This window comes from Mycobacterium florentinum, from assembly GCF_010730355.1.
In the GTDB taxonomy this organism is placed as follows: Bacteria; Actinomycetota; Actinomycetes; order Mycobacteriales; family Mycobacteriaceae; genus Mycobacterium; species Mycobacterium florentinum.
The window spans coordinates 5727218-5749282 of sequence record NZ_AP022576.1; the positions used below are offsets into that span (position 1 = coordinate 5727218).

22 protein-coding genes and 1 tRNA gene are annotated in these 22065 nt (G+C 65.0%); 14 read left to right on the forward strand and 9 right to left on the reverse strand.

Annotated features, from left to right (window positions below):
* Window positions 1-12 precede the first annotated feature (12 nt).
* Both G6N55_RS27030 and G6N55_RS27035 read left to right on the forward strand, forming a co-directional pair.
* The gene (locus G6N55_RS27030) at window positions 13-279 is read left to right on the forward strand and encodes a protealysin inhibitor emfourin (protein WP_085221344.1); all 267 of its coding nucleotides are present in this window, start codon (window positions 13-15) and stop codon (window positions 277-279) included.
* A gap of 461 nt (window positions 280-740) precedes the next feature.
* On the forward strand, window positions 741-1658 hold the full coding sequence (locus G6N55_RS27035; protein WP_085221345.1) for a TPM domain-containing protein: 918 nt from the start codon (window positions 741-743) through the stop codon (window positions 1656-1658).
* Window positions 1659-1683: 25 nt separating this feature from the next.
* On the opposite strand, the gene G6N55_RS27040 is transcribed toward G6N55_RS27035, so the two are convergent.
* Window positions 1684-2355: a C39 family peptidase gene (locus tag G6N55_RS27040; protein WP_085221346.1), complete on the reverse strand. Its 672-nt coding sequence runs from the start codon at window positions 2353-2355 to the stop codon at window positions 1684-1686.
* Between the two features lie 168 nt (window positions 2356-2523).
* Here G6N55_RS27040 and G6N55_RS27045 point away from each other — a divergent pair, with 168 nt between their 5' ends.
* From G6N55_RS27045 to G6N55_RS27065, 5 genes are all read left to right on the forward strand, one after another.
* On the forward strand, window positions 2524-4227 hold the full coding sequence (locus G6N55_RS27045; RefSeq protein WP_085221347.1) for a serine/threonine-protein kinase PknH/PknJ: 1704 nt from the start codon (window positions 2524-2526) through the stop codon (window positions 4225-4227).
* Between the two features lie 20 nt (window positions 4228-4247).
* The gene (locus G6N55_RS27050; protein ID WP_139826748.1) at window positions 4248-4736 is read left to right on the forward strand and encodes an Rv0361 family membrane protein; all 489 of its coding nucleotides are present in this window, start codon (window positions 4248-4250) and stop codon (window positions 4734-4736) included.
* Window positions 4737-4748: 12 nt separating this feature from the next.
* Window positions 4749-5990 (forward strand): DUF7373 family lipoprotein, encoded by a 1242-nt coding sequence (locus G6N55_RS27055; protein WP_085221349.1) that lies wholly within the window; start codon window positions 4749-4751, stop codon window positions 5988-5990.
* 125 nt (window positions 5991-6115) lie between these two features.
* The gene (locus G6N55_RS27060) at window positions 6116-6526 is read left to right on the forward strand and encodes a YchJ family protein (protein WP_085221350.1); all 411 of its coding nucleotides are present in this window, start codon (window positions 6116-6118) and stop codon (window positions 6524-6526) included.
* A gap of 58 nt (window positions 6527-6584) precedes the next feature.
* Window positions 6585-7724, forward strand: a complete 1140-nt coding sequence (locus G6N55_RS27065) for a zinc-binding dehydrogenase (RefSeq protein ID WP_085221351.1) — start codon at window positions 6585-6587, stop codon at window positions 7722-7724.
* Window positions 7725-7733: 9 nt separating this feature from the next.
* Here the strand turns inward: G6N55_RS27065 and G6N55_RS27070 are convergent.
* Window positions 7734-7807 (reverse strand) — tRNA-Cys (locus tag G6N55_RS27070).
* A gap of 104 nt (window positions 7808-7911) precedes the next feature.
* Between G6N55_RS27070 and G6N55_RS27075 the strand changes: the two genes are divergently transcribed.
* Window positions 7912-8970, forward strand: coding sequence for an alpha/beta hydrolase fold domain-containing protein (locus G6N55_RS27075; protein ID WP_085221352.1), 1059 nt, complete (start codon window positions 7912-7914; stop codon window positions 8968-8970).
* A 75-nt stretch (window positions 8971-9045) separates the two neighbouring features.
* On the opposite strand, the gene G6N55_RS27080 is transcribed toward G6N55_RS27075, so the two are convergent.
* Both G6N55_RS27080 and G6N55_RS27085 read right to left on the reverse strand, forming a co-directional pair.
* Complete coding sequence (locus G6N55_RS27080) at window positions 9046-9909, reverse strand: alpha/beta fold hydrolase (RefSeq protein ID WP_085221703.1); 864 nt, start codon at window positions 9907-9909, stop codon at window positions 9046-9048.
* A gap of 42 nt (window positions 9910-9951) precedes the next feature.
* Window positions 9952-10464 (reverse strand): winged helix-turn-helix transcriptional regulator, encoded by a 513-nt coding sequence (locus tag G6N55_RS27085; RefSeq protein ID WP_085221353.1) that lies wholly within the window; start codon window positions 10462-10464, stop codon window positions 9952-9954.
* Window positions 10465-10704: 240 nt separating this feature from the next.
* On the opposite strand from G6N55_RS27085, the gene G6N55_RS27090 reads away from it, so the two are divergent.
* From G6N55_RS27090 to G6N55_RS27100, 3 genes are all read left to right on the forward strand, one after another.
* Window positions 10705-11313, forward strand: a complete 609-nt coding sequence (locus G6N55_RS27090; protein WP_085221354.1) for a TetR/AcrR family transcriptional regulator — start codon at window positions 10705-10707, stop codon at window positions 11311-11313.
* A 335-nt stretch (window positions 11314-11648) separates the two neighbouring features.
* Complete coding sequence (locus G6N55_RS27095; RefSeq protein ID WP_085221355.1) at window positions 11649-12428, forward strand: hypothetical protein; 780 nt, start codon at window positions 11649-11651, stop codon at window positions 12426-12428.
* Window positions 12429-12431: 3 nt separating this feature from the next.
* Window positions 12432-13226: a TetR/AcrR family transcriptional regulator gene (locus tag G6N55_RS27100; RefSeq protein ID WP_085221356.1), complete on the forward strand. Its 795-nt coding sequence runs from the start codon at window positions 12432-12434 to the stop codon at window positions 13224-13226.
* Here G6N55_RS27100 and G6N55_RS27105 read toward each other — a convergent pair.
* From G6N55_RS27105 to G6N55_RS27125, 5 genes are all read right to left on the reverse strand, one after another.
* Window positions 13190-14323, reverse strand: a complete 1134-nt coding sequence (locus G6N55_RS27105) for a TIGR03857 family LLM class F420-dependent oxidoreductase (protein ID WP_085221357.1) — start codon at window positions 14321-14323, stop codon at window positions 13190-13192. The two genes, G6N55_RS27100 and G6N55_RS27105, sit on opposite strands and share 37 nt — an antisense overlap.
* Window positions 14320-15474, reverse strand: coding sequence for an LLM class flavin-dependent oxidoreductase (locus G6N55_RS27110; RefSeq protein ID WP_085221358.1), 1155 nt, complete (start codon window positions 15472-15474; stop codon window positions 14320-14322). Before G6N55_RS27110 ends, G6N55_RS27105 begins: the two co-directional genes overlap by 4 nt.
* Window positions 15471-16577 (reverse strand): phosphotransferase family protein, encoded by a 1107-nt coding sequence (locus G6N55_RS27115; RefSeq protein ID WP_085221359.1) that lies wholly within the window; start codon window positions 16575-16577, stop codon window positions 15471-15473. Before G6N55_RS27115 ends, G6N55_RS27110 begins: the two co-directional genes overlap by 4 nt.
* A gap of 95 nt (window positions 16578-16672) precedes the next feature.
* Window positions 16673-17314 (reverse strand): TetR/AcrR family transcriptional regulator, encoded by a 642-nt coding sequence (locus G6N55_RS27120; RefSeq protein WP_163667527.1) that lies wholly within the window; start codon window positions 17312-17314, stop codon window positions 16673-16675.
* A 196-nt stretch (window positions 17315-17510) separates the two neighbouring features.
* Window positions 17511-17993, reverse strand: coding sequence for a DUF305 domain-containing protein (locus tag G6N55_RS27125; protein ID WP_163667530.1), 483 nt, complete (start codon window positions 17991-17993; stop codon window positions 17511-17513).
* 990 nt (window positions 17994-18983) lie between these two features.
* Between G6N55_RS27125 and G6N55_RS27130 the strand changes: the two genes are divergently transcribed.
* From G6N55_RS27130 to G6N55_RS27140, 3 genes are read left to right on the forward strand one after another with little or no spacing between them, the layout of a single operon-like run.
* On the forward strand, window positions 18984-19781 hold the full coding sequence (locus tag G6N55_RS27130) for an MlaE family ABC transporter permease (RefSeq protein WP_308206511.1): 798 nt from the start codon (window positions 18984-18986) through the stop codon (window positions 19779-19781).
* A complete protein-coding gene (locus G6N55_RS27135) occupies window positions 19778-20641 on the forward strand; it encodes an ABC transporter permease (RefSeq protein ID WP_085221362.1) in 864 nt (287 codons plus the stop codon). Before G6N55_RS27130 ends, G6N55_RS27135 begins: the two co-directional genes overlap by 4 nt.
* 5 nt (window positions 20642-20646) lie before the next feature.
* A complete protein-coding gene (locus G6N55_RS27140) occupies window positions 20647-22059 on the forward strand; it encodes an MCE family protein (RefSeq protein WP_085221363.1) in 1413 nt (470 codons plus the stop codon).
* The last annotated feature ends 6 nt before the right edge of the window (window positions 22060-22065 follow it).

The window sequence follows — 22065 nt, forward strand, 5'->3', positions numbered from 1 at the left end:
ATTGAGGCATTTATGCAGGACCGCTACATCATTGAAAGACGTGGCGGCTTCGCCGGCCTGAAGGCTAGCGGCGTCGTCGACGCTGACGCCCTCGATCCCGGTGATCGCGCCACCCTGGACGAACTCCTCAGCAGCGACGAGCCACTGACGAGGGACCCCGGTGCCGACCGCTACACGTACGTCGTCACACGCGAAAGCGATGACGGATGCACGACGCGCGAGATTCCGGAAAGCGTGATGCCCCCTACGGTGGCCGGCGTGGTGCAGACAACGATCTGACGGTCTATCGCAGGGCCATCGGTGCCGCCGCAGCAGGCGACACTGGCCGTGTGCTTGAAGGGCTGTGCGGATCGCCGTATCAAAGTACCCGGGAAGAAAGACATGTAAATCGGTTGGCAACCAAGAGGATTGCGGGTTGCACACCGGTGACGGGCTGGGCCTTGACGAGAGGCCCACGATCCAACGCTACGGCGCCACTTCCTCGATCTGCTTGGCGGTCAGGAGGTCCGTGATCCTGGCGTTTCCGAGCAAGCGTCTTCCGCTGAGGCCGCCATCGGCCCCTGAAACCGTCATGCAGACCGCTCCTTTAGCTCGGAAGACGCACTGGTCGAGCAATGTAAGCACAGCGCTGCCCACACGGTGCTCGTTTTCGACCGGCGTTGGCGGCCGGAGCGCATCGCGGTCGCCCCACGGCACCTGTGCTTGACCTCGGCGCGCCCGCGGCGGGCTAGATTACCCGTATGCGGATTGTTCGCCTGCTCGGTGTAGTTCTGACGATCCTCGCAGCCGGTCTGCCGCTGGCATCCCCGGCCGGCGCGCAGCCGCCGTCCAAGCTCACGGATCACATCACCGACAACACCGGGGTGTTGACGGATTCCGATCGGGCGACGGTCAGCGCGGCAGTCGACCGCCTCTACCAGGATCAGCACGTTCAACTGTGGGTGGTCTACGTCGACAACTTCAACAGGTTCAAACCCGAAAACTGGGCCGACAAAACCCGCAGCGCCAGCGGGATGGACGACCACGACGCGCTGCTGGCCGTGGCCACGAACACCAAGGCGTACGCGTTCTCCGTGCCGGCGAAGGTCCGGGGCCTCACGGCCGCCGACTTGAATAGTCTGCGGAGCAACAAGATTGAACCGGCGGTGGGCGCCAAAGACTGGAGCGGTGCGGCGGTCGCGGCGGCTGACGGGTTGAACCAATCGGCGGGGTCGAACAACCCGCCCGGGGTGAACAAACCACCGGGCTCGTCAAACCTGACCTGGCTGATGATCGCGATAGGCGTCATCGTCGTCGTGGTCATAGTCATCGCGGTGCTCCTGCTCTATCGCGCACGCCACCGGCGCGCCGCGCGGTCGCCGGCCCCCAGCGATGGGCAGCGCGTCGATTCGTTAGGGCAGGCATTGCCCATCGCGGACGCCAGAGTGCGCCAAGTCTCCGACTACGTCGCCAAGCACCGCGAGAGCGTCGGCGCCGAAGCCCGGGCGCGATTCGACGAGGCGAGAAGGCATTTGGCGGCGGCGCACGACAAACAGGCAAGCAACGAGCCCGAAGCGATCGCTCACGCCAACGGGGCATCGACCCTGGCCGCTCAGGCGCAAACGCTGGCAAACGCCGACGTGTTGGCGGCCCATCGCGCGCCTCGACGTCGAGCATGAAAAAGCCTACATATCAACACGATTGCTAAGTAGTGACCGCCATCAACTTGTCGCTGGAGTTCCATGACTGAACGAAGAGCGCCAGCGGGATCTGCTCGTCGCGACCCTGACGGCTGCCGCTGTCGTTGAGGTGCACGACGTCGCTGCGGGTGTCGACACCGGTCACGACCACCGTGTGGTCATGGGCCGGGTTGCCCTGCTCGTCTTTCTGGTCGACGGGCTCGTGCCAGATGAGTTCGCTGTTGAGGCTGACGAGCACCTTGTGGCCGGCGCCCAGTTCCTGCTCGAGTTCCTCAATGCTGCCGTTGCGAATGGTGGCGCCGACGTTGTACTGCGCCAGTAGCGCAGGGATGTCCCGGAACCACATGCCCTCGCCCGAATTCGGGTCCTTGGGATTGGCGGGCCTGGTGTAGATCGGGCCGGGGCCCTGTGAGCTGGGGGTCGCATGGGCCCTGTCGATGATCTCCTCCTCCGGGGGCGCCACGCCGGTCACTTCGCCGATCACATCGGCGCTCGATACGAGGGCGCAGTCGTCCCAGTACTGCTGGTAGCGCCAGTACTTGGCGGCGGCCGCGGGGTCGCCGTACATGGTGCCCGACGTCGCGGTGGCCGGGCCGGCCAATCCCAGCGCCACGGCACCGGCGACAACGGCGACGGCGGCCGTCCTGGCGATGGCGGCGATCGTGAGGGCCTTCATTGAGGGTCCTTTTCTGCTCCGGCTTTGCGCGGGGTGGCTAAGAAGAGGTTCCGATGTCGGCCTTTTCGTTTTCTCAACGATTCCTTGGAGTGATGGTTCGACTCCCACCGAACCTGCTTAACGACGAAAAACGGGCGGGTGTCACCCGCCGGACCGTAGGGTTGATGGGTGCTGGCAAACGGGGCGCTGGTCTGCGGTTACCGCATCCAGGCGGTACTGGGCAGCGGGGGGATGGGCACCGTGTATTTGGCCGCCGACCCCGCGTTGCCCCGGCAAGTCGCCCTCAAGGTGCTCTCGGCCGAGCTGTCGCGCGACCGGGACTTTCGGGCGCGCTTCATCCGCGAAGCCGACACGGCGGCCGCCCTGGCGCATCCCCAGATCGTCTCCGTCTACACGCGCGGACAAACCGACGAAGGCCAGTTGTGGATCGCGATGCAATTCGTCGACGGCACGGACGCCGAGGCCGCGCTCTGCGACGGAACCATGACCCCGCACCGCGCGGTCCACATCATCACCCAGGTGGCCAAGGCGCTCGATTTCGCGCACGCCAACCACGTGATCCACCGTGACGTCAAGCCGGGCAACTTCATGCTGTCCGGCGCCGTCGGCCCCAACGAGCGAGTCCTGCTCGGCGACTTCGGGATTGCCCGCGCTCTCGACGATGTGGGGTTGACCGCCACCGGGGCGGTGGTGGCCACCGTCGGCTACGCCGCACCCGAGGTGCTGTCTAACGGACGCATCGACGGCCGGGTCGACATTTATTCGCTGGGCTGCACGCTGTATCGCTTGCTCACGGGCAACACACCCTTTCCGGCGACCAACGGGGCCGCGGCCGTGATGACGGCCCACCTATTCCAACCCCCGCCCCGACCCAGCGACGCGGTGCCCTCGCTGCCACCCGGCCTCGATCACGTGATCGCGATCGCGATGGCAAAAGATCCCGCCGCCCGGTTCCCGTCGGCGGGCGCACTCGCCGACGCCGCCGTCTCGGCGCTGCACGATCGCAACCGCTACGCGCCGCTGCCACCGATCCCCAGCGGCGACGTTCACTCCTATCCACACACTTCGCAGCCGCCGACGGTGTCCGGCTGGCCTGGGCAGTTCCCGCCGCCGGGTCCCCAACCGCCGGCGGCGAAACGCCGACGCGGTCTGATCGCCGCCGCGCTGGCCGGCGTGGTGCTGCTGGTCGCCACGGTCACCGTGCTGGCCTGGCCCGACACGGCCGGGCCTCGCGCCGATAGCAGCCAGAGCTCCGGATCACCGGGTGCGCCGGCGTCGCCGCAGGGGCCGCCGGCCACCAATGTCGCCCCCGCTCAGCTGCGATCGATCTTGCTGTCCGCGGCCCAGCTTCCGGTCGCGACCACTGGCGACCCGCTGGTACTCGAGCAAGACAGCGCCAGCCTGCTCGACGACTCCGCGGCCGTCGACAACCCCGCATGCCTGGGCGCCTGGGCCCCGGCGCAGCAGAGCGTGTACGGGCAGGGCGCCTACACCGGTGTGGCCGCACAAACGTTGCGCGGCATGAACGAACAGGTTTGGCAAGACAGCGTCACCCAAGCCGTCCTCGCGTTCCCCGGCGACAAGGCAGTCAGCGCCCTGACCGCTCAGGAGGGGCAATGGTCCCTGTGCGGCGGAAAATCCGTCACTGTGACCGAACCGGGCGTGCCCGCCAAAACGTGGGAGTTCGGCCAGCCCCAGACCACCGCCGGTGTGCTGAACCTGACGGCGACCCTGCCTGGCGGCGCCTCATGTCAACACGGAATGATGGTGCGCGGCAACGTCTTAGTCGACATCCGCCAGTGCCGCGCCGGGGGAGGGGCCGACATCGCCGCGCTGGTCACCGCCACCGCGAATAAAGTGCCACGACAATGACGCAACACAGGGGGAGATCGATGAACACTTCCGCACCGGTCATGGCCCGTCTGTGGGCCATCGGTGTGGCCGCGGCGCTGACCGCCTCGTGTACGACGATGACCGGGGGTTCCGCGCAGCCCCAGCACGGCGGCGTCTCGACTTCGCTGCCCGCCGCCGCCCCGTCCGGTGGCCCGGTGACACCGGCCCCCTCCGCCACGCCTTCCGCCCAGGATCAGATCCGGGAGACCCTGATGGCGTTTCAGGACGCGTACAACACCCAAAACTGGGACGCCTATCTGGAATTGATGTGCACCGCGATGCGGACTCAATTCAGCGGCACCGCCATCAATTACGTGAAGAAAAGCCGCGCCCAAAACGGCGTCACCACGATCAAGAACATCACCAACATCGCGATCACCGGCGACACCGCCGACGCCACGTTTGAGGGCCAGAACGAAACGTTGGGCACACGGACCGTCAGCTTGCCGCTGAAACTCGAAGACGGCTGGAAAATCTGCAAGGTGTAGCCACGGATCAATATGAAAAGCGCACTGCTGCAAATATATTCGATGATCGTCGCCACACTGCTGGTGGCTTGTAGCCACACCACCGCCGGCGAAACCGCCCGGGCGCGCGAGTCAACCTCTGCGGCGCCGGTGAACACGTCGGTGCTTGACCCCGGAAAATATCCCGTCGCACCGCAGCCGCCACTGGGCAACGCCGGCAACGACCGTGCGGGGCGACTCGTCGAAGGTCGACGGATGGCTGCCTACGTCGTCGGGCCTTGGCAGATCGAGCCCACACTGATCGGCTTGAGCTCGTCCGGTCCGGCCGTCATCGCCGACTCCAAGGGACTGTCGCGCGCGGTGTGGCCGCCGATCGGCGGGGGCGCCTACAACTTGTCCTTGGTGGTCGGATTCGTCACCGAGCGGCAAAGCCCGGGCGCCAATCCGCAGATGGCACTGCGCAATTCCGTGCTGCGATTCGCCAACCCCGCGGAGGCATCCCAGGCGGCTCAGAACATGACCACGGCGGCCAGGAATATGCCCCGTGATCCCACCGCCACACCGATCGTGACCGAACCCGAACGTCCCCTGCCCATTCCCGGACATCCCGAGGCCAGCGGCACGGTGCTGACTTTCCAAGAGGGCGCCCAGACCGTGCGTGAACTCACTGCGCTCACCGCACATGGTCCCTATGTGTTCGTTCAGGTTGTGCGCTGTGCCGCCGGCCCGGACTGTGAAGCTCAACTCGCCGGGCACACACTGGATCGTCAGGTTCCGCTCATCGACACCTTCGTGCCGACCCAGGCCGTCGAGTTCCCCACGCTTGCATTGGATCCGACCGGCCTTGTCGCTCGCACCCTGCCGCCGCCGGCTGACCAAACCACTTCGATGTCCGGGGCGGCCTATCCGCCGGCGGGCGCGCTGCACCTCGTAGATGACCCCGTGCAAACCGGGCCGCTACTTTCCGCGGCGGGAGTGGACTACGTTTCGGTGAATCTGACCACCGTCTACCAAGCGAAAGATCCCTCCGCCGCGCAGACACTCGCCCAGAGCTACAGCGACCTCGCTGCTAAAACGCCTGCGGCACAAGCTGCTGCACCGGTTCCCGGTCTTCCGGATAGTCACTGCACTCGAGTTGCCGGATCCAACGGTCTGGTACCGCGCTACTGGTGTTTGGCCGCGGCAGGCCGCTACACCATCAAAACGGTTGCCCGCCAACTCGATAACGTCCAGCAGCAGATGGCGGCCCAGTATCGCATCCTGACGGCGAGTTGACGAGATGACCCCACCGGAACGAACTCGGACTTCTGCGGCAGCTTCGACCGGAACTACCACAACTACGCGACCGCGCGGCCGTGACTGCGGGCCCGGCCCCGGCAAGGGTCTGTCAGGCTGTTGACGTGGACGAACTCCTCGGGCCATCGTGTCCATGCGGCAGTGGCGACACCTATCGCAGCTGTTGCGGACCGCTGCACGATGGCGAGTCGCAGGCCCGATCGGCCGAGGAATTGATGCGATCGAGGTATTCGGCATTCGCCCACGGCGACGCCGCCTATCTGTTCCGCACCTGGCACCCGCGAACGCGGCCGGCCGACGTGACCGCCGACCCGCGCATCACCTGGACCGGGCTCGAAGTGATCGACACCGTCGCGGGCGGTCCGGACGACGACCGCGGTGAGGTGGAGTTCAGCGCCCTGTTCGAGTCCGGGGGCCGCGCCGACTGCCTGCATGAGCGCAGTCGCTTCGAGCGCCGCGCCGGCCGATGGTTTTACGTCGACGCCACGGAAGGTCCCGCGACGGAAGATAGGTAGCTGCCTTTCGCGTTGACACGCTCGAAGGCAGACCGACTACAGAAACGAGGCACCGCCCATGACCGCAGATTTACCTGGCGAAGCACTGGAACTGCGCTCGCTGGTGACCTCAGACGGCGCGCTCGAACTCTCGCTGCACCAGGTGCCGGTTCCGACGCCCGGCGCCAATGAGGTGCTGGTGCGAGTGGAAGCCGCGCCGATCAATCCGTCGGATCTGGGTCTGCTCATCGCCAGTGCCGATATGACCAAGGCGACGGTCACGGGCACACCCGAACGCCCCGTCGTCACCGCGTCGGTGGGGAAGGGCAGCGTTGAAGCGCTGTCGGCGCGGCTCGACAAATCACTCCCGGTGGGCAATGAGGGCGCGGGCACCGTGGTGGCCGCGGGGTCCTCGGAACCGGCGCAGGGCCTCATCGGAAAGACCGTCGCGATCGCGGGCGGCGCCATGTACTCGCAGTACCGGGCCGTCGACGCCTCCGCATGCCTGGTCCTGCCCGAGGGGGCCACGGCGAGGGACGGAGCCTCGTCGTTCGTCAACCCGATGACGGCACTGGGAATGACCGAAACCATGCGCCGCGAAGGACATTCGGGCCTGGTGCACACGGCCGCGGCGTCGAACCTGGGCCAAATGCTGGTCAAGCTCTGCCAGAAAGACGACATACCGCTGGTCAATATCGTCCGCAAACCCGAGCAAGAGGAGCTGCTGAGAAAGCTCGGCGCAACTCATGTCCTCAACTCGACGTCGCCGAGCTTCGACAGGGATCTTGTCGAGGCGCTCAAAGAGACATCCGCGACGCTGGCTTTCGACGCCACCGGTGGTGGCACGCTGGCCAGCCAGATCCTCAACGGCATGGAAAAGGCGGCCAACGCGACCGCGGCCGAGTACTCCCGCTACGGGTCGAGCGTCCACAAGCAGGTCTACATCTACGGTGCGCTCGATACCAGTCCCACCGTGCTCACCAGGAGCTTCGGCATGGCGTGGGGCGTCGGCGGCTGGCTGCTCACCCCGTTCATCCAGAACGCGGGCGGCGAGACCTTCGGTCGGTTGCGCGCCCGGGTGGCCGCGGAGCTCACCACGACGTTCGCGAGTAACTACACCCGGGAGGTGTCACTCGCCGGCATGCTTGCGCCCGACGCCTTCAACGAATACGTCAAGCGAGCCACCGGCGAGAAGTTTCTGGTGACGCCACACGCGTAGCGCATGTTGTGGAGCGAGTGACGGGATTCGAACCCGTGTGTACGGCTTTGCAGGCCGCTGCCTAGCCGCTCAGCCACACTCGCACGAACAGTTACCCTGCCAGCGCAGGCCGCCGCGGCCCAGTGTTTTTCTCGGCCCGATCATTTCGGCCTAGCGGCGCCGCAGGCAGCAACAGTACAGTCGCCAAATGACCAACGGTCGTCTTGCTGATCCGGATTGCTGTCTGCGCACCGACCCCCGGGCGGACCCGCGAATGGTCGAAGCACTCGCACAGGTGGGGCTGGACAACAATGCGCCGACGGTGCCACTGACCATCGATGCGCCGCTCGAGGAACGGCTGGCGTATGCCGCGATGGCCGAGGAGGGGATGGGTGCCGTACTCGGCCTGTTCGCGGCGGGCGTTCCGGACGAGAACGGCGGCGTGACGACCACGACGACGACGATCACCGGCGAAGATGGCAACGACGTGACGCTGTACGTCAGCCGGCCCGACGTCGAGGGTCCATTGCCGGCGGTTGTGCATCTGCACGGTGGCGGCATGGCCATCGCGAGCGCGGCCGACGCGACGTACACGCGGCTGCGTGAGTACATAGCCGGCACCGGCCTTGTCGTTGTGGGCGTTGAGTTTCGCAATTCCGGTGGCAAGCTCGGACCCCACGCATTTCCCGCCGGATTGAACGACTGCGCGGCCGGCGTTCGTTGGGTCGCGTCGCATCGCGCGGAACTCGGCGTAAGCCATCTGATCGTCGCCGGCGAGTCCGGCGGAGGCAATCTCACGCTGACCGTGGCACACAAAGCGAAACGCGAAGGGTGGCTGAGCGAAATCGCGGGCTTCTACGCACAGTGCCCGTACATCTCCAACCGGTGGCACGAGCCCCCCGACGAGTTGCCTTCGCTGCGGGAATGCGACGGCTACTTCATCAGCCTTCAACAATTGGAGATACTGGGTTCGCTGTATGACCCCGACAATCAAAACGCGAACGATCCCACCTGCTTTGCCGGCGTCGCGACGGACGAAGACCTGAACGGCCTACCGCCACACGTGATTTCAGTGAACGAAATTGACCCCTTGCGCGACGAAGGACTGGATTACTACCGCCGCCTGGTGCGCGCGGGTGTACCAACCGTCGGCCGGTTGGTCGCGGGCACCTGCCATGGGGGCGACCTGATATTCGCCGGCGCCATGCCCGAGGTCTTCGCAGCCAGCATCCGCGACCTCAGCGGATTCGCCAAGAGCCTCGGGTAGCCGGCGCGGCGGAATTCGCTCCGCCACAGCGCGGTCGGAAAGATCGGGCCGAAGCACGCAAACCGGCAGCCGGGGTTACGGCGGGCTTGCGGCGAGGAATTCCTCGATCGCGGCGACGAGACGGTCGGGCTGATCTTCGGGGATGAATGTGCGACTTCCCGCGATCAGGTCAAATCGCCCCTGCGGCAATAGTTTTGCCAGCCTCCGCCCGTGGTCGCGAGGAAAGATCTTGTCGTTGTCGGCCCATAGCACCAGCGCGGGTTTGTCGAAATTGGTCAGGCTTGCCGCGGCGTCGAACGTGTACTTCGTGTCGACCGCGCGCAGCATGCGCCGAAAGTCACGCCTGACTCCGGGGTTCAGCCGTATCGGGTCGGTGAAGGAACGCATGATGTCCGGCGGCATCGCCCGCGACGTGACAAACCCGTACGCGGTCGGCAAGCGCTGAACGAGCTTGAACTGTGCGGTGTAGGCGACGATCCAGGTGAGCAGCCGCGAGCGCGCCATCGCCTCCAAGTACTTCTGGGGCGTCGGCGGGAACTTCTCGAACGCGTCGCATGAGGTGAGCACCAGCCGCGCGATCCGGCCGGGATGACGCCCGACCAGAGCCTGCGCGACGGCACCGCCGGTGTCGTTGGCGACGACCGTGACGTCCTCGAGATCCAGGGCATCGAGAAAGTCTGCGGTAATCCGGGCCATGCCCGGCAGCGACAGATCGGCATCCGGATCGAGGGGGACCGAATGCGACCCCCAAGGCAGGTCCGGCGTGATGCACCGGTGCCGATCCGCCAGGCGAGGCGCGACGCGCCGCCACAGATCGCCATTGACCGCGACGCCGTGAACAAACACGATCGGCGGGCCGCTGCCGCGATCGCGGTAGCAGATCGCGCCCGCGGGGATGTCGACGCGGTGTTGGGGGCCGAGCTGCGCACTGATCGACATGGCCGGAATCATACTTGTATGATGCAAGCTAAAGGCAATGCCTCAGCGTTGGGCTGGTCGATCTCCCCAGGCGGCGACTTGCGGGGGTGTCAGGGTGGTCGGTTCGCCATCGGGCCCCACGGCGCCGGGCGCCGGCACCACGCGCAGGTCGCGCAGCGTGATCGGAGAGTCGCAGTGCTCGCATCGCAGTGCCGCCCCAGCCGGGTGGCCGCAGCCGGTGTGCAGGATCAACACCTCGGGACCGTCGGGACCCGGGGTATGTCGGTCGGCCCAAGCCATCAGCGATAGCACCACCGGGAAAAGGTCGCGGCCCTTCTTGGTCAGGTGATACGAACCGCGCGGCGCGGTCCGTTCCAGCACGCCGTGGTCGACCAACTTTTGCAAGCGGGTGCTCAGGATGTTCGTCGCCATCCCGAGACTGCGCAGGAACTCGTCGTAGCGGGTCAATCCGTGGAAGGCGTCCCGGACAATCAGTAATGTCCAGCGCTCGCCGAGAATCTCGAGGGCCCGAGCCAGCGCGCAGCTCTGGTCCTCGTACCCGCTCCCAAGTGGCATGGTGCAAGTTTAGTTTTCTTGCCCGGAAAGCCCCACAATCGGACAGTCGCTGCCACGATTGCCAAGCCGCCGCGTAACGCGGGCCACGACGCTTGCCATCCGACCCGGCGCGGCACGCTGGCGAACAGTGTTGATGTGCAAAGAAACTGGGCGCCTCGGGTCGTTCTCGGCCCGGCCCGGAGGCGAACCGACCGTTCACATAGCGCCGAAAAACAGAACGGGTACGGCTACTATCGAGACATGCCGCAAGCCACCGAGACCGCACCGAATGGCGTGCGCAGCCGCCGGCGCGGCCAGGTGCTCGAACGTGCCCTCTACGAAGCGACACTGGCGGAGTTGTCCGAGGTCGGATACGGCGGACTGACGATGGAGGGCATCGCGGCTCGCGCCCAGACGGGCAAGGCCGCGCTGTACCGGCGTTGGGGCAGCAAGCACGACCTGGTGCACGCCGCGCTGGTGTTTGCCTTGCCGTCGCTGTCCGAGCCACGGCAGGGGCGGTCGGCACGCGAGGCTCTGCTGACGGTCTTCACTTCTCACCGCGACCTTTTGGCGGGCAAGACCCCTTTTCCCGGCCTCGACATCATGCATCAGTTGCTGCACGAGCCCGAGATGCGCGCCATCTTCGCCGACGCGGTGGTGCGCCCGCGGCTGAAGATCATTGATTCGATCCTGGCGGCGGCCGTCGAGGCCGGCGATATCGATGCGGCCACGCTGACTCCGCTGACCGCCCGCGTCGGACCGGCCCTGATCAACCACCACTTCCTGTTGACGGGAGAACCGCCGACTCGGCGCGAACTGATGATGGTCGTCAATACGGTGATCCCGCCGCGTCCAACGGCATCTTCGTAAGACCGCTGTCACTGACCGCTCAATCCGGCGGCCGGCGTCACTGGACGTTTCCCGGAAACGGAAACGCTCGTCGCCGACGTGCCACGGCCGTGTTGTCGAATCGGCCCGATCAACGGGGCGGTGAACAATCAGAATCTGCTGGACGAGTCGACAGGCCGCACCCCGTGACGCCGTCGTACGAGGCGGCCCGGTCAATACCAACTCTTGACGAATCCATGCGAACGATCGTTATCATACTTCGGTATGGTTCCTTGTGTGAAGCAGGGCACATCGTGCGGTCACATGTGACACGATGCGCCCGGCACGATTGAACGCATCAGTTGAGAGGGCAATTCATGACGTCATCTACGGCTTCGCCGCCACACAGCACGGTCGATAGTCGCGGCCACTTCTCCCTGGCGAGCCAGCGCGCGATTCTGTGGTGGGGTGTCGCTCTCGCCATCGTCTACGGCCTCGCCTTTGTTCTTCTGTTACAGCAGGCTCCGTTGAAGAACCCGCAGTGGTCGGCCGACCAGGTCGCCCAGTGGTACGTGACCAACGGGACCAAGATCAAGTGGGGCGCGGTCATCTGCAGCTGGACCGGCTGTTTCATGATGCCGATCTGGGCGGTGTTCGCCGCACAGATGGCGCGCGTGGAACCGGGCCGGTGGAAGGTGTGGAGCGCGCTCACCCTTGCTAGCGGCACATTGATGTCGATCTACTTGGCATTGCCCCCGATGTTCTGGGGAGTCGCCGCCTACACCGCACCGCGCAAGAACTCCGAAGTGACCACTCTGATGCACGAGCTGGCTTCTTTGACGATGACGACGACCGATCAGGCTTATATCTTCGCCTGGGTCGCCGTCTCGGTGATCGCCCTGCGGCCGGCCACTCAGCTGGTCAAGAACAACCCGTTCCCGCGGTGGTGGGCCTATGGATCGCTATGGATCACGTTCATGTTCGAGGCGGGTGCATTCGCCTTCCTGCCCCGTACCGGTCCGTTCGCGTGGAACGGGCTCCTGGTGTTCTGGTCGCCATTCGTGCTGTTCACCGTGTGGATCATCATCCAGAGCAACCTGTGCTTCCGGGCGATCCGAGCCCAGCGGGAAGACCCGGACGAGAGCTACTTCGCTTAACACATGACGACCCCGGAGCTCCTGGATCATTCTGTCTTGACGGGGACCTCGGGTATCGCCACGCCCAATCCGCGACACGCGTCTGCCGACATTCGGCCGTCGGGAGATAGCGGTCAATGCGAAAATGGCTGCGTGCCCGGTAAGACGAAGGTCAACGGCCAGGCGGTCACGCGCGGTGAGGGAAGGCGCCTCCTGCTGGAATCGGCGCGCGCCCTGTTTGCCGAGCGCGGCTACGCGGGCACAAGTACGCGGGAAATCGCCCGGGCCGCCTCGGTGTCGGAGCCAATGATTTTCCGGCACTTCGGATCCAAGGCGAAGCTTTTCGAAGAGGCGGTGCTGGCGCCGTTCAACACCTTCGTCTCCGAATACGTGGCGGACTGGGCGGCGCGGCCGCGCGGCATGAAGACCCCTTACGTGGAGACGTATGACTTCTATCGCGGTGTCTACGACGTGCTGTCGGCCAATCGGCGACTGATCCACGAGATGATCGGAGCCCGCGCCGTGGGCGGACCGTTGAGCGCCGAAACCACGTCGGCTCCCCAGATGGGCCGTCTGCTCGAACGCTTCGAAGCCATCATGTACGACGAGATCGCGGAACGCGGATTCCGTCATTTTGACCCTGCGGTCGTCACGCGGGTGATTTTTGGCATGGTGTTTTCGATCGCGGTGTTCGGGGACTGGATGTTCGAGGGCTCAACCCGCCAGCGTCCGAGCGTCGAGGCGTTCCTCGAAGAGATGACCCGCCTGACGATTTTCGGCGCCTACCCGGAAGGTGTAACACCTCCCGCGGCACCTTGAGCCACGCGATCGCGTGCCCGCCATGCGTCGATCAATCCCGCGTTCTGCACGGGTGTGCTGCCGTAGGTTGCGATTTCGTCGGCACCGGCATCGCGGAACCGCTGCAACTGGGTGACGCATTGGTCGACCGAGCCCAGAGCGCAGGTCTCCTCCATCCATGCATCGGGTACCAACCGCGCGGGTTCCATCAGTTGAATCCGGTGATACGTCAGATCCGCCATCTCGTTGTTGCCCCGAAACTGGTTGTGCGCGCGCAGTTTTTCGACCGGAGCGGTGTCCCATTCGTTGGCCCGGACCAGGGCGTCCCCATACTCGGGCGCCTGCAGATACGTGACCGCGCGCGCGTGTGCCAGCGCGCGAGTCTCATCGTCGGACAGGTCGGGCGCGGTGATCACGCATTGGCAGATCCGCACGCTCGCCGGATCCCGGTCGGCGCGCTCGCACGCCTGCCGAATTCGGGCCACGGCCGCCGCGGTCGCGGCCGGGGTGAGCACCGGCGGAAGCAGAACGCCGTCGAACGAGCGAGCGACTGCGTTGGCGGCCTTGGGGAGCGCGAAGGTGCCGTACCAGATCTTCGGCTGCGCACCGTCGTACACGTCTCCGAGCTTGATGCCCTCGTATCGACCCGCAGGCCCTTCGTAGGTAACCGTCTCGCCGTCCCACAGCCGGCGAACAATGTCGACGTAGTCGCACAATCCGTCGAATCCCTGTGTCCGCAAACCTTCGCTACGCAGATAGCTGTGGTCGCCGCGGCCCAGCCCCAGCACGAATCGCGGGCCGAAACACGCATGCATGGTCGCGCCGAATGCGGCCATGTGCAGGACATTACGACGCGCCGGCGAGACCAGACCGGTGGCCACCTCGATGCGGGGTGCGCGTGCAGCCACCGCGGCCAGCAGCACCGCGACTTCTTTGAGATTCCACCGCTCGGAGATGAAGACGCGGCGAAAACCCAGACGGTCGGCAGCTACTCCGTCTGCTATGCCGTCGACGGGTGTGCGCGCACCGGTCTCATCGTGAGTGTCGGCCGGGCGCTGCGAAACCACTCGGCCCGAGATCAAGAATGCGCTGAGGTCGTCGGCGACTCGGTCCGTCATGGATTGCCTGCCTTCTTGAGTCGAGCGCAGATCTCGATATTGCGGGCGAGGCCGGCCTGCGCGTCGGCCGGATCGAGCAGTAGCGGCAGGATGTCGCAGACGCTGACCCAGGTTGCTCCCGCGTCGATGTACTGCTCTACCTGTGCCGCAACGGATTCCGGGGTTCCGTAGACGAACGATTTCTTGGCCATTTCATGCGTGGTGCGGCTGAGCAGGCCATCGATTTCCGGTTGAGTCCACTTCACCGGGAGCAGCTTGACCGCGTAGTGCCAATCACGGGGGAGGGGCGGTTCGATGCCCTCCGCATCCCAAGCACTTTGGTCTAGGCGCCCGAAAACTCCCGCCATCCAGCGCATCAACGGATTGTCGAGGGCGCGCGCCAGGAGATCGGTGTCCTCGTGCACCAACGACATGAACCAGATCCCGAACTCGAACTGTTCTGGATCGCGCCCCTTGCGCTCCAGCTCGGTCTTCATCGTGCTGACCGTTTGGGCCCAAGACTCAGGTGTGGGTGCCACGCACGGCACGATCGCCGAGATGCCGTCGGCATAAGTTGTGGCCAGGTCGAAAAGCTTCGGGCCACCCCCCAATGCCCAGATGTTCGGCCGCTGGGTGCGTGATTGCCCCAGCCAGGCCTGCTTGAAGGTCCAGTGATTACCCGGCAGATCGACCGGCTCGGTGCTGTCCCATAGTGCGTTGAAGCCTTTCAACTGGTCTTCCAGACGCGCCAATCCTTCGGATCTCTTCCAGCCGTAGGGCGTAACCTGCTTGGCTTCCCCGGCGCCGATCATCACCTTGGCCTTGCCGCCGGTCATGTTGGCGAGGGTCATCATGGTCTGGGTGAGTTCGGCGGGTCCGCGACGGATGGCGTCGGTACTGATCGTCATTCCGATGTCCGGCACCGAAGCGGCCAGGTACGCGCTCATTGCGAAGGCGTCGGAGTAGGAGTCCAGATCGGGGATGATCGCGGCCATCGGGCTGTTGTCCGGGTGCCAGAGCTGACGGGGCCAGAAGTTCGTCATCTGGTCCCAGATCAGGAGTTCGTCGACCACTCCGCTTTGCGCTGCCGCGGCGGCCGCAGCGGCGAAATCGCTTGGTGGCGTGTGGCGGTCACACGAAAATGCCAGGGCGGTGGTGGCGGCCTTACTCATCTCAGTAGCTCCATCGACTCGAGATCGCGTGCTTGTTGGGTGTAGGAGCGGACCATGCCGGCGAACAGCGTGTCACCGCGTTCGGTTCGTTCCAACTGGACCGAGAACGGCACGCTGAGCATCAGCCCGTAGAAAATGCACCAGCGGTAGCTTTCCCATACGTCGTCGAACGTGAAGCCGGTGACTCCCTGCGCGATCAGCCCATCGTGGTAGTGGCGCAACAGGTCTCGTTCCTGCCTACGCCGATCCTCCAATGACAGGCAGCCACCGAGGTATACAGCGACGTCAACCAGCGGCGGTCCCAGGCTGGTCGCCTGCCAGTCGAACACCGCTACCGGAGCGGTCGTGTCGTGTGGGAAAAGGATGTTGTCCATGCGGTAGTCGCCGTGCAAGACGACGGCCGGGCCGGCTGTCATCCGGGTGGCCCACGCGTTCGCATACGGCGCGACCTGCTCCACGAACGCGATGTCTTCGGCAGCAAGGCGGTCGCCGAAGCGCTCCACAAACAATGGCAGGGCCGGCTCAACCCCGGCGAAGAAGTTCTGACTACGGCTGGGGTGGGCGAGCCAATCCTTCTCGCGTAACGCCGGATCCGACCAGCGCGGCGCCTGCAGGTTGACGAGCGCCTCGAGCGCCCGGGCGGCTTGGTCGGGCGTACCGCCGGCGATCATGTCACCCGGTGCGCCGATCTCGCTCAGGTCCTCGAGGAGGAGGGTGAACCGGCCGGTCGACGGTTCGATGTCCGCCCAATACACCCCCGGGACCCGGGTGCCGATGGTCGGCGCGATCTCCTGGTAGAAGCGCACTTCGCCCTCGTAGACACCGAGCGTGACCCCTATTGCGCGGCTGCCGGCGTCCTTGGATGGCCACTTGACCATGGCGGTCTGTGGGACGTCGGATCCAGCATCTTCATAGGTGAGGGCCAACCGCGCGACCGATCCCAACTGGCCGACACTCATCAGTTCGCTTGTGAAGGAGGCGACGCGGCCCCCGTCGAGATGGAGTGCATCGGTCAGCCAGGTAGTGGTGATGTCGTCGGCCGAATCGACGATCTTTGCGATCGGAGGGCCCAGGATATCGGCACCCGGCCCGAGCTCTGTCATCGAGCCCGCCGGATATTGAATATATGTTTGATTAAATTCTGAGCTGGCATGAGAACCTCGACCTCCTTGTCGATCTCCGCTTTCGCCGGTGGACTTCAGCGGTTCAGCTGTCTTGTTTTCCGCCGTTTGGGTACGCGGGTGTCGATAGCACCGATGACCATCTGCAGGCCGTCGCAAAAATGCTGTCCGGGGTCGCCGGTCACCAGCGGGCCGAACAGCGAGACTACGTTGGGAAACTCGGCAACGGGTAGGGCGGCCAAGACCGGTCGCGCCGCGGAGTCCATCGCCGCCAGCTCACGCTGCACCGACCCGACCGTGAACGACGTCAGCGTTGCGAACGACGTGATCACGTCGCGGTCCGGCATCCCGACCGCGCGCAATGCGGCGCACACCACCTCGGCTCCCCGGTAGGCGGCCGTGGTGTCGAGGCGTTGGTTGGCAATGATCGGGACGAGCGTCGGATGCTTGAGCATGACCTCGCGCACCGAGCGAAACAACGTCACCATTTGGTCCTGCCAAGCCATGTCGGGGTCGGGCATATCGATCTCGGCCAGATAGCGGTCGGCAAGCACCGCCAGTAGTTGTTCCTTGGTGCGGATGTAGCCGTAGATCGTCATGACCCCGACGCCACAGCGCTCGGCGAGGCGACGCATGGTCACCGCGTCGATGCCATCGGCGTCGGCGATGTCGGCTGCGGCGTCGACCAACGCCTCGAGGCTCACCTTAGGCACGGCCACGCCGGCTACTCCGGGAAGTGGTCGGGGCACGCATGGCTCGCAAGCGTACATGTACGGTAGCGACACGGGAAGAGCCTGAAACAGTAGACGCTAACTGTCTCATCGATATTCGAGCGGCTGCTACGGCTGCCCGAGGGGCGTGCGGAAATCTGGCTGAGCGTGAAGCTGCCGTGAATAGCGTTGCGCGCCAGTCGGGTCAACCGGCGAGGAGCTGTTGCAGCTGGACGACGTCGGCCTGCCGTGCTTTGACGATCTGCTTGGCCAGGCTGACGGCGTCGACGTTCTTTCCATTCGCGACTTCGCCATTGGCGAGGTCGATTGTTGCCTGGTACAGGCTGATCATCGAATTCAGCCAGAGCGTGTCGAACTCGGGACCGTGCAATGTCGAAAGCTTGGCGAGGGTCTGGTTGTTGTCCGGGGCGTTGGGCGCGGTCGGGGGGCTGCTGGTCCCGTTCGGGTTGTCCTGGCCTTCTTTCCATTGCGCCCGCAAGGCTTTCAAGACCTGCGTGTCCACTTGCAGGGCCGATACGGCCTTGGCGGCGAACGCGACAACGTCGGGATTCTCCGAATGGTCGGGGACCAGCCGAGACATGCTGATCCCTTGGTCCTCGCGCGCGGTCGCGTCGTTCGCGAAGGCGACGTCCGCGGGGGTATAGGCGGCGGGTTCGCCAGTGATCACGGGTGTGTCGTCGCTCCGGGTTGGGTGTGCGTGGTTACCCGACGGCGCGCTGCTACACGACGGGAGGAGCAACGCGATGCACCCGGCCGCGAAAGCGGCTGCGATGCGGGTGGCGAGCGACGGCACGTCGTCAGAGTAGTGGACTTCTCGACGGCCGATTTCGTCGCGGCGCCGGCGGGTCCTGATTGATCGCGTGATGGCGGTCGCCGCGCTCGGCTTTTCGTGCAAATCGCCCAGCGCGGCGACCGCATGCGGGATCCCGGGGGACTTCCCGCGTGACGGTAAGGCGGACGTCGAGCAGTCCGCCGCAGCGGGGTGCACCGGTCAGGTCGCCGCGATCGGCAGGCGGCGGCGGTGTAACCGCCTATGAGTCTTATGTGCCTCGGTGCGCCGCGAGATCGCTTTGACGACACGGCCTCTGAAGGTTTAGCGGCGCTAAACCCCATGGCCGAAAGACCATTCGGTCTACCCCGTCGACCAGCAAGGACGTGGCACGGAAACCGCAAGAACACTCCACCGACGGGCACGGGCCAATCTTTAATATTGATAAAATATTAGTTAAGTGCCGCTATATTTAGCGACACTCACGCTCGACCGGCCAACCGTCCAGGATTTCTCGTCCGGTGCGCCAAAATTGAAGCAAGCCAGGGAAAGTCGACTGATCCGGAGCGGTAGCCGGATTACTTGACACGTGTTTTGAGACGGCAAGGTCAGAAAAGTATTGACTTGAGACTGGTTGCTGCATAATGTGGTCCCGCACACATCAGACTCAGAGTGTGGTCCGGCGCGCATCACCTCGAAGCTGGAAATCGCCGCACGAGGGAGATGGATACGGATGGGGGAGATTGACATAGCGCCAGGAGCGTATTCCTATCCGGCGGCGTGGCGGAGGGCATGTGTGGCGACCACACCGGGCCCGTTCGTGCCCTGCCGCGCTGGGTTCGCGGCAGCCCTTAAAGCCGGCAGCCAGCAAACCAGGAGGGGTTGTTAGTGGTCTCGAATGCCCCACTGATCGGGCTGGCCAAAAAGCCGCTGGACAAACCGGTTCGCGAAGTCGGCAGCTTCATGGCGCTGGCGCTGGACACTGCTGTCCAGGCGTTCCGGCCACCGTTCTTCTGGCGCGAGGTCGTCGAGCAGTGCTGGTTCATTGCCCGGGTCGCGACCTTCCCGGCGGTCGCGCAGTCGATCGCCTTCAACGGGATGGTCGTCTTCCTCTTCGGCGTTGCAACGGTCTCCTTCGGTGCGGGTGACGTGATCGGCGCGGCCTCGGGGCTCGCGACGGTATCGCAGATCGGCCCGGTGACCACGGTGTTCGTCCTAAGCGGCGCCGCCGCCACGGCCATGTGCGCCGATTTGGGCTCCCGAACTATTCGCGAAGAGATCGACGCGATGCGAGTCCTGGGCATCGATCCGGTTCACCGCCTGGTGGTACCCCGGGTGGTCGCCCTCCTCATCACCGGCAATCTGATCAATGCCGTCGTGGTGATCGCCGGGCTGAGTGCGGACTACATGTTCGCGGTCTACGCGCTGAACGGTAACCCCGGTGCGTTCGCGTCGAGCCTCACGCTGCTCACCAATGGCCCCACGGTCGTTGTCAGCTTCCTCAAGGCCTCTGTTTTCGGCGTGCTCGCCGGATTGATCGCCTGTTATAAGGGAATGTCGGCCGGCGGTGGCCCGCAGGGTGTCGGAAACGCCGTCAACGAGACCGTGGTCTTCACGTTCATGGCGCTGCTGATCGCGAACATCATCATCAGCGTCCTCACCGCGACACAGACGTTGGCGACATGACCGCAGACGCGAAGATCGTGGTGAGTGCTCGGTACCCGCGGCTGACCCGCACCGCCAAGACATGGGCCGGCGGTTGGACCCGCCTCGGCGAGCAAATGGAGTTCTATGTCAAGGCTCTGCTTGCCATTCGCACAACCATCGTCAAATACAAATCGGAGACCTTGCGCGTCGTCTCCGAGATGAGCTTGGGCGTCGGTGCGTTGGCCCTGATCGGTGGCGAGGTCGTGATCCTCGCCGTGTTGACCGGCAGCGCGGCGGCCATCGTCGGCATCTTCGGCTACATCCAGGCCAGCAGCATCGGTGTCGGCGCGATCGCCGGATTCTTCTCGGCCTACGCCAACGTGCGCCTGCAGCTTCCGCTCATTGTTGCCAACGGCCTTGCGGCCACCATCGGTGCGGGTGCGACCGCACAACTGGGGGCGATGCGGATCAGCGAGGAGATCGATGCGCTCGAAGTCATCGGCATTCGTTCCATCCCGTACTTGGTGACGACCCGGGTGCTGGCTGGCCTGTTGGTGGTTCCGCCGCTGTACTGCATCACCTTTGTCGGATCGGTCTTTACGACTCGGAGCATCGTGCTCCTCACCTACCACCAGGGAGCCGGAGGTTTCGATCATTACTTCAATACCTTCCTGCTGCCCAGGGACGTCCTGGTGTCGGGGCTCGAATGCACGGTGCAGGCGGTGATCGTCATGCTGATCCACACCTATTACGGCTTCACCGCCACGGGTGGGCCCGCGGGTGTCGGTGAGGCGGTCGGTCGCGCGGTTCGGGCGTCCATCGGTGTATCCATCACCCTCACCTTCGTGCTGTCCCTGGTTCTCTACGGGCAGTCCGGCGACTTTCACCTGTCGGGTTAACGCCGATGAAAAAGACACGTGCGCCGCATCCGGGTTGGTACGCGCTGATTCTGGTTGTGTTGGTTATCGCGGCAATCCCGCTATCCGTGATGGCCTTCAAGAGAGACTTCGTCGACTACGCCAACGTGACCCTGGTGTCCGACCGGGCCGGTCTGGTGATGGACGTCAACGCGGTCGTCAAGTATCGCGGTGTGGAAGTCGGCCGGGTCTCGTCGATCGACGCGAAAAATGGCGCGACCCTCGGGCTGGAGCTCAATCCCAGTCAGCTCAGATACATTCCGGCCAACGTTGAAGCGCAGATCAGTTCGCCGACCGTCTTCGGCGCCAAATACGTCGACCTGCGCCCGCCTGCTGACCCGAGCCGCAAACGTCTCGCCGCGGGAGCGGTGTTGACCACGAACAAGGTGAGCATCGAGTCGAACACGGTGCTCAAGGATCTTGTTAACGTGCTCAACCAGATCGATCCCGCCAAGATCAACGCGGTGGTATCCGCGCTGGCGGAAGGTTTTCGCGGCAAGGGCGAAGTCATCGGCCAGGCCATCACCGATTTCAATCAGGTGCTGATGGAGGTCAATCCCCGCAGCGAATTGCTGCGGTCCGACTGGCGCGCGTTCGGTGAGTTCAGCGACACCTACGCGGGCGCGGCGCAGAGCTTGGTGACGGTGCTGGATGCCGGGGCCGACGCCAGTACCGTCATCACGAGGCAATCCAAAGACCTTGATTACGCCCTGGTCACCCTCGCCGGGCTCGGCAAGAGCGGTAACAAGCTGTTCAGCCCGGCCAACACGACCAACCTCATCCATCTGATCAAGGAGCTCGAGCCGACGACGCGGTTGTTGATGAAATACAACCCCGAACTCACCTGTACGTTCCTCGGCGCCAAGCTCGTCATGGATCGCGGCTACGCCGACGCGTTCACGTTCAACGGGCGATCGTTCCTCGCGGACGCCGGCCTGCTTTTCGGTGACGATGCCTATAGGTATCCGGACAATCTGCCCGTCGTGGACATCAAGGGCGGTCCCGGCGGAACCCCGAGCTGCGGCTCGTTGCCCGACGTCGAGAAGAACTTCCCGCAGCGCTACCTGATCACCAACTCGGGCTTCGGTCCGGGCATAGATGTGCGACCGAACCCGGGCATCGGGTTCCCCGGCTACGCCAACTATGGGCCGGGTGGCCGCGGGACACCGTTGCCGCCGACCTTGAAGGACGAGGGCGGTCCGGCGCCAGGCCCGGTGCCGTACCCCGGGGCGCCGCCCTACGGTGCGCAGCGATACGCGCCAGATGGCACGCCGCTGTTCCCGGGTCTGCCGCCGGCTCCGCCCGCCGGACGACCGAAAGACCCAGGGATGGGCAAGCCGCCGGCCGGTTCCGAGCCATTCGTACCACCGTATCCAGGAACGCCGGCCAAGCCCCGCTAGCGCACC

Coding starts and splice junctions, on each gene's coding strand:
- G6N55_RS27110 (WP_085221358.1), bottom strand. CDS start 15,474: ATGAGTAAGGCCGCCACCACCGCCCTGGCATTTTCGTGTGACCGCCAC.
- G6N55_RS27035 (WP_085221345.1), top strand. CDS start 741: ATGCGGATTGTTCGCCTGCTCGGTGTAGTTCTGACGATCCTCGCAGCC.
- G6N55_RS27085 (WP_085221353.1), bottom strand. CDS start 10,464: ATGCCACTTGGGAGCGGGTACGAGGACCAGAGCTGCGCGCTGGCTCGG.
- G6N55_RS27100 (WP_085221356.1), top strand. CDS start 12,432: ATGACGACCCCGGAGCTCCTGGATCATTCTGTCTTGACGGGGACCTCG.
- G6N55_RS27040 (WP_085221346.1), bottom strand. CDS start 2,355: ATGAAGGCCCTCACGATCGCCGCCATCGCCAGGACGGCCGCCGTCGCC.
- G6N55_RS27080 (WP_085221703.1), bottom strand. CDS start 9,909: ATGTCGATCAGTGCGCAGCTCGGCCCCCAACACCGCGTCGACATCCCC.
- G6N55_RS27140 (WP_085221363.1), top strand. CDS start 20,647: ATGAAAAAGACACGTGCGCCGCATCCGGGTTGGTACGCGCTGATTCTG.
- G6N55_RS27135 (WP_085221362.1), top strand. CDS start 19,778: ATGACCGCAGACGCGAAGATCGTGGTGAGTGCTCGGTACCCGCGGCTG.
- G6N55_RS27065 (WP_085221351.1), top strand. CDS start 6,585: ATGACCGCAGATTTACCTGGCGAAGCACTGGAACTGCGCTCGCTGGTG.
- G6N55_RS27095 (WP_085221355.1), top strand. CDS start 11,649: ATGACGTCATCTACGGCTTCGCCGCCACACAGCACGGTCGATAGTCGC.
- G6N55_RS27090 (WP_085221354.1), top strand. CDS start 10,705: ATGCCGCAAGCCACCGAGACCGCACCGAATGGCGTGCGCAGCCGCCGG.
- G6N55_RS27055 (WP_085221349.1), top strand. CDS start 4,749: ATGAAAAGCGCACTGCTGCAAATATATTCGATGATCGTCGCCACACTG.
- G6N55_RS27030 (WP_085221344.1), top strand. CDS start 13: ATGCAGGACCGCTACATCATTGAAAGACGTGGCGGCTTCGCCGGCCTG.
- G6N55_RS27105 (WP_085221357.1), bottom strand. CDS start 14,323: ATGACGGACCGAGTCGCCGACGACCTCAGCGCATTCTTGATCTCGGGC.
- G6N55_RS27075 (WP_085221352.1), top strand. CDS start 7,912: ATGACCAACGGTCGTCTTGCTGATCCGGATTGCTGTCTGCGCACCGAC.
- G6N55_RS27050 (WP_139826748.1), top strand. CDS start 4,248: ATGAACACTTCCGCACCGGTCATGGCCCGTCTGTGGGCCATCGGTGTG.
- G6N55_RS27115 (WP_085221359.1), bottom strand. CDS start 16,577: ATGACAGAGCTCGGGCCGGGTGCCGATATCCTGGGCCCTCCGATCGCA.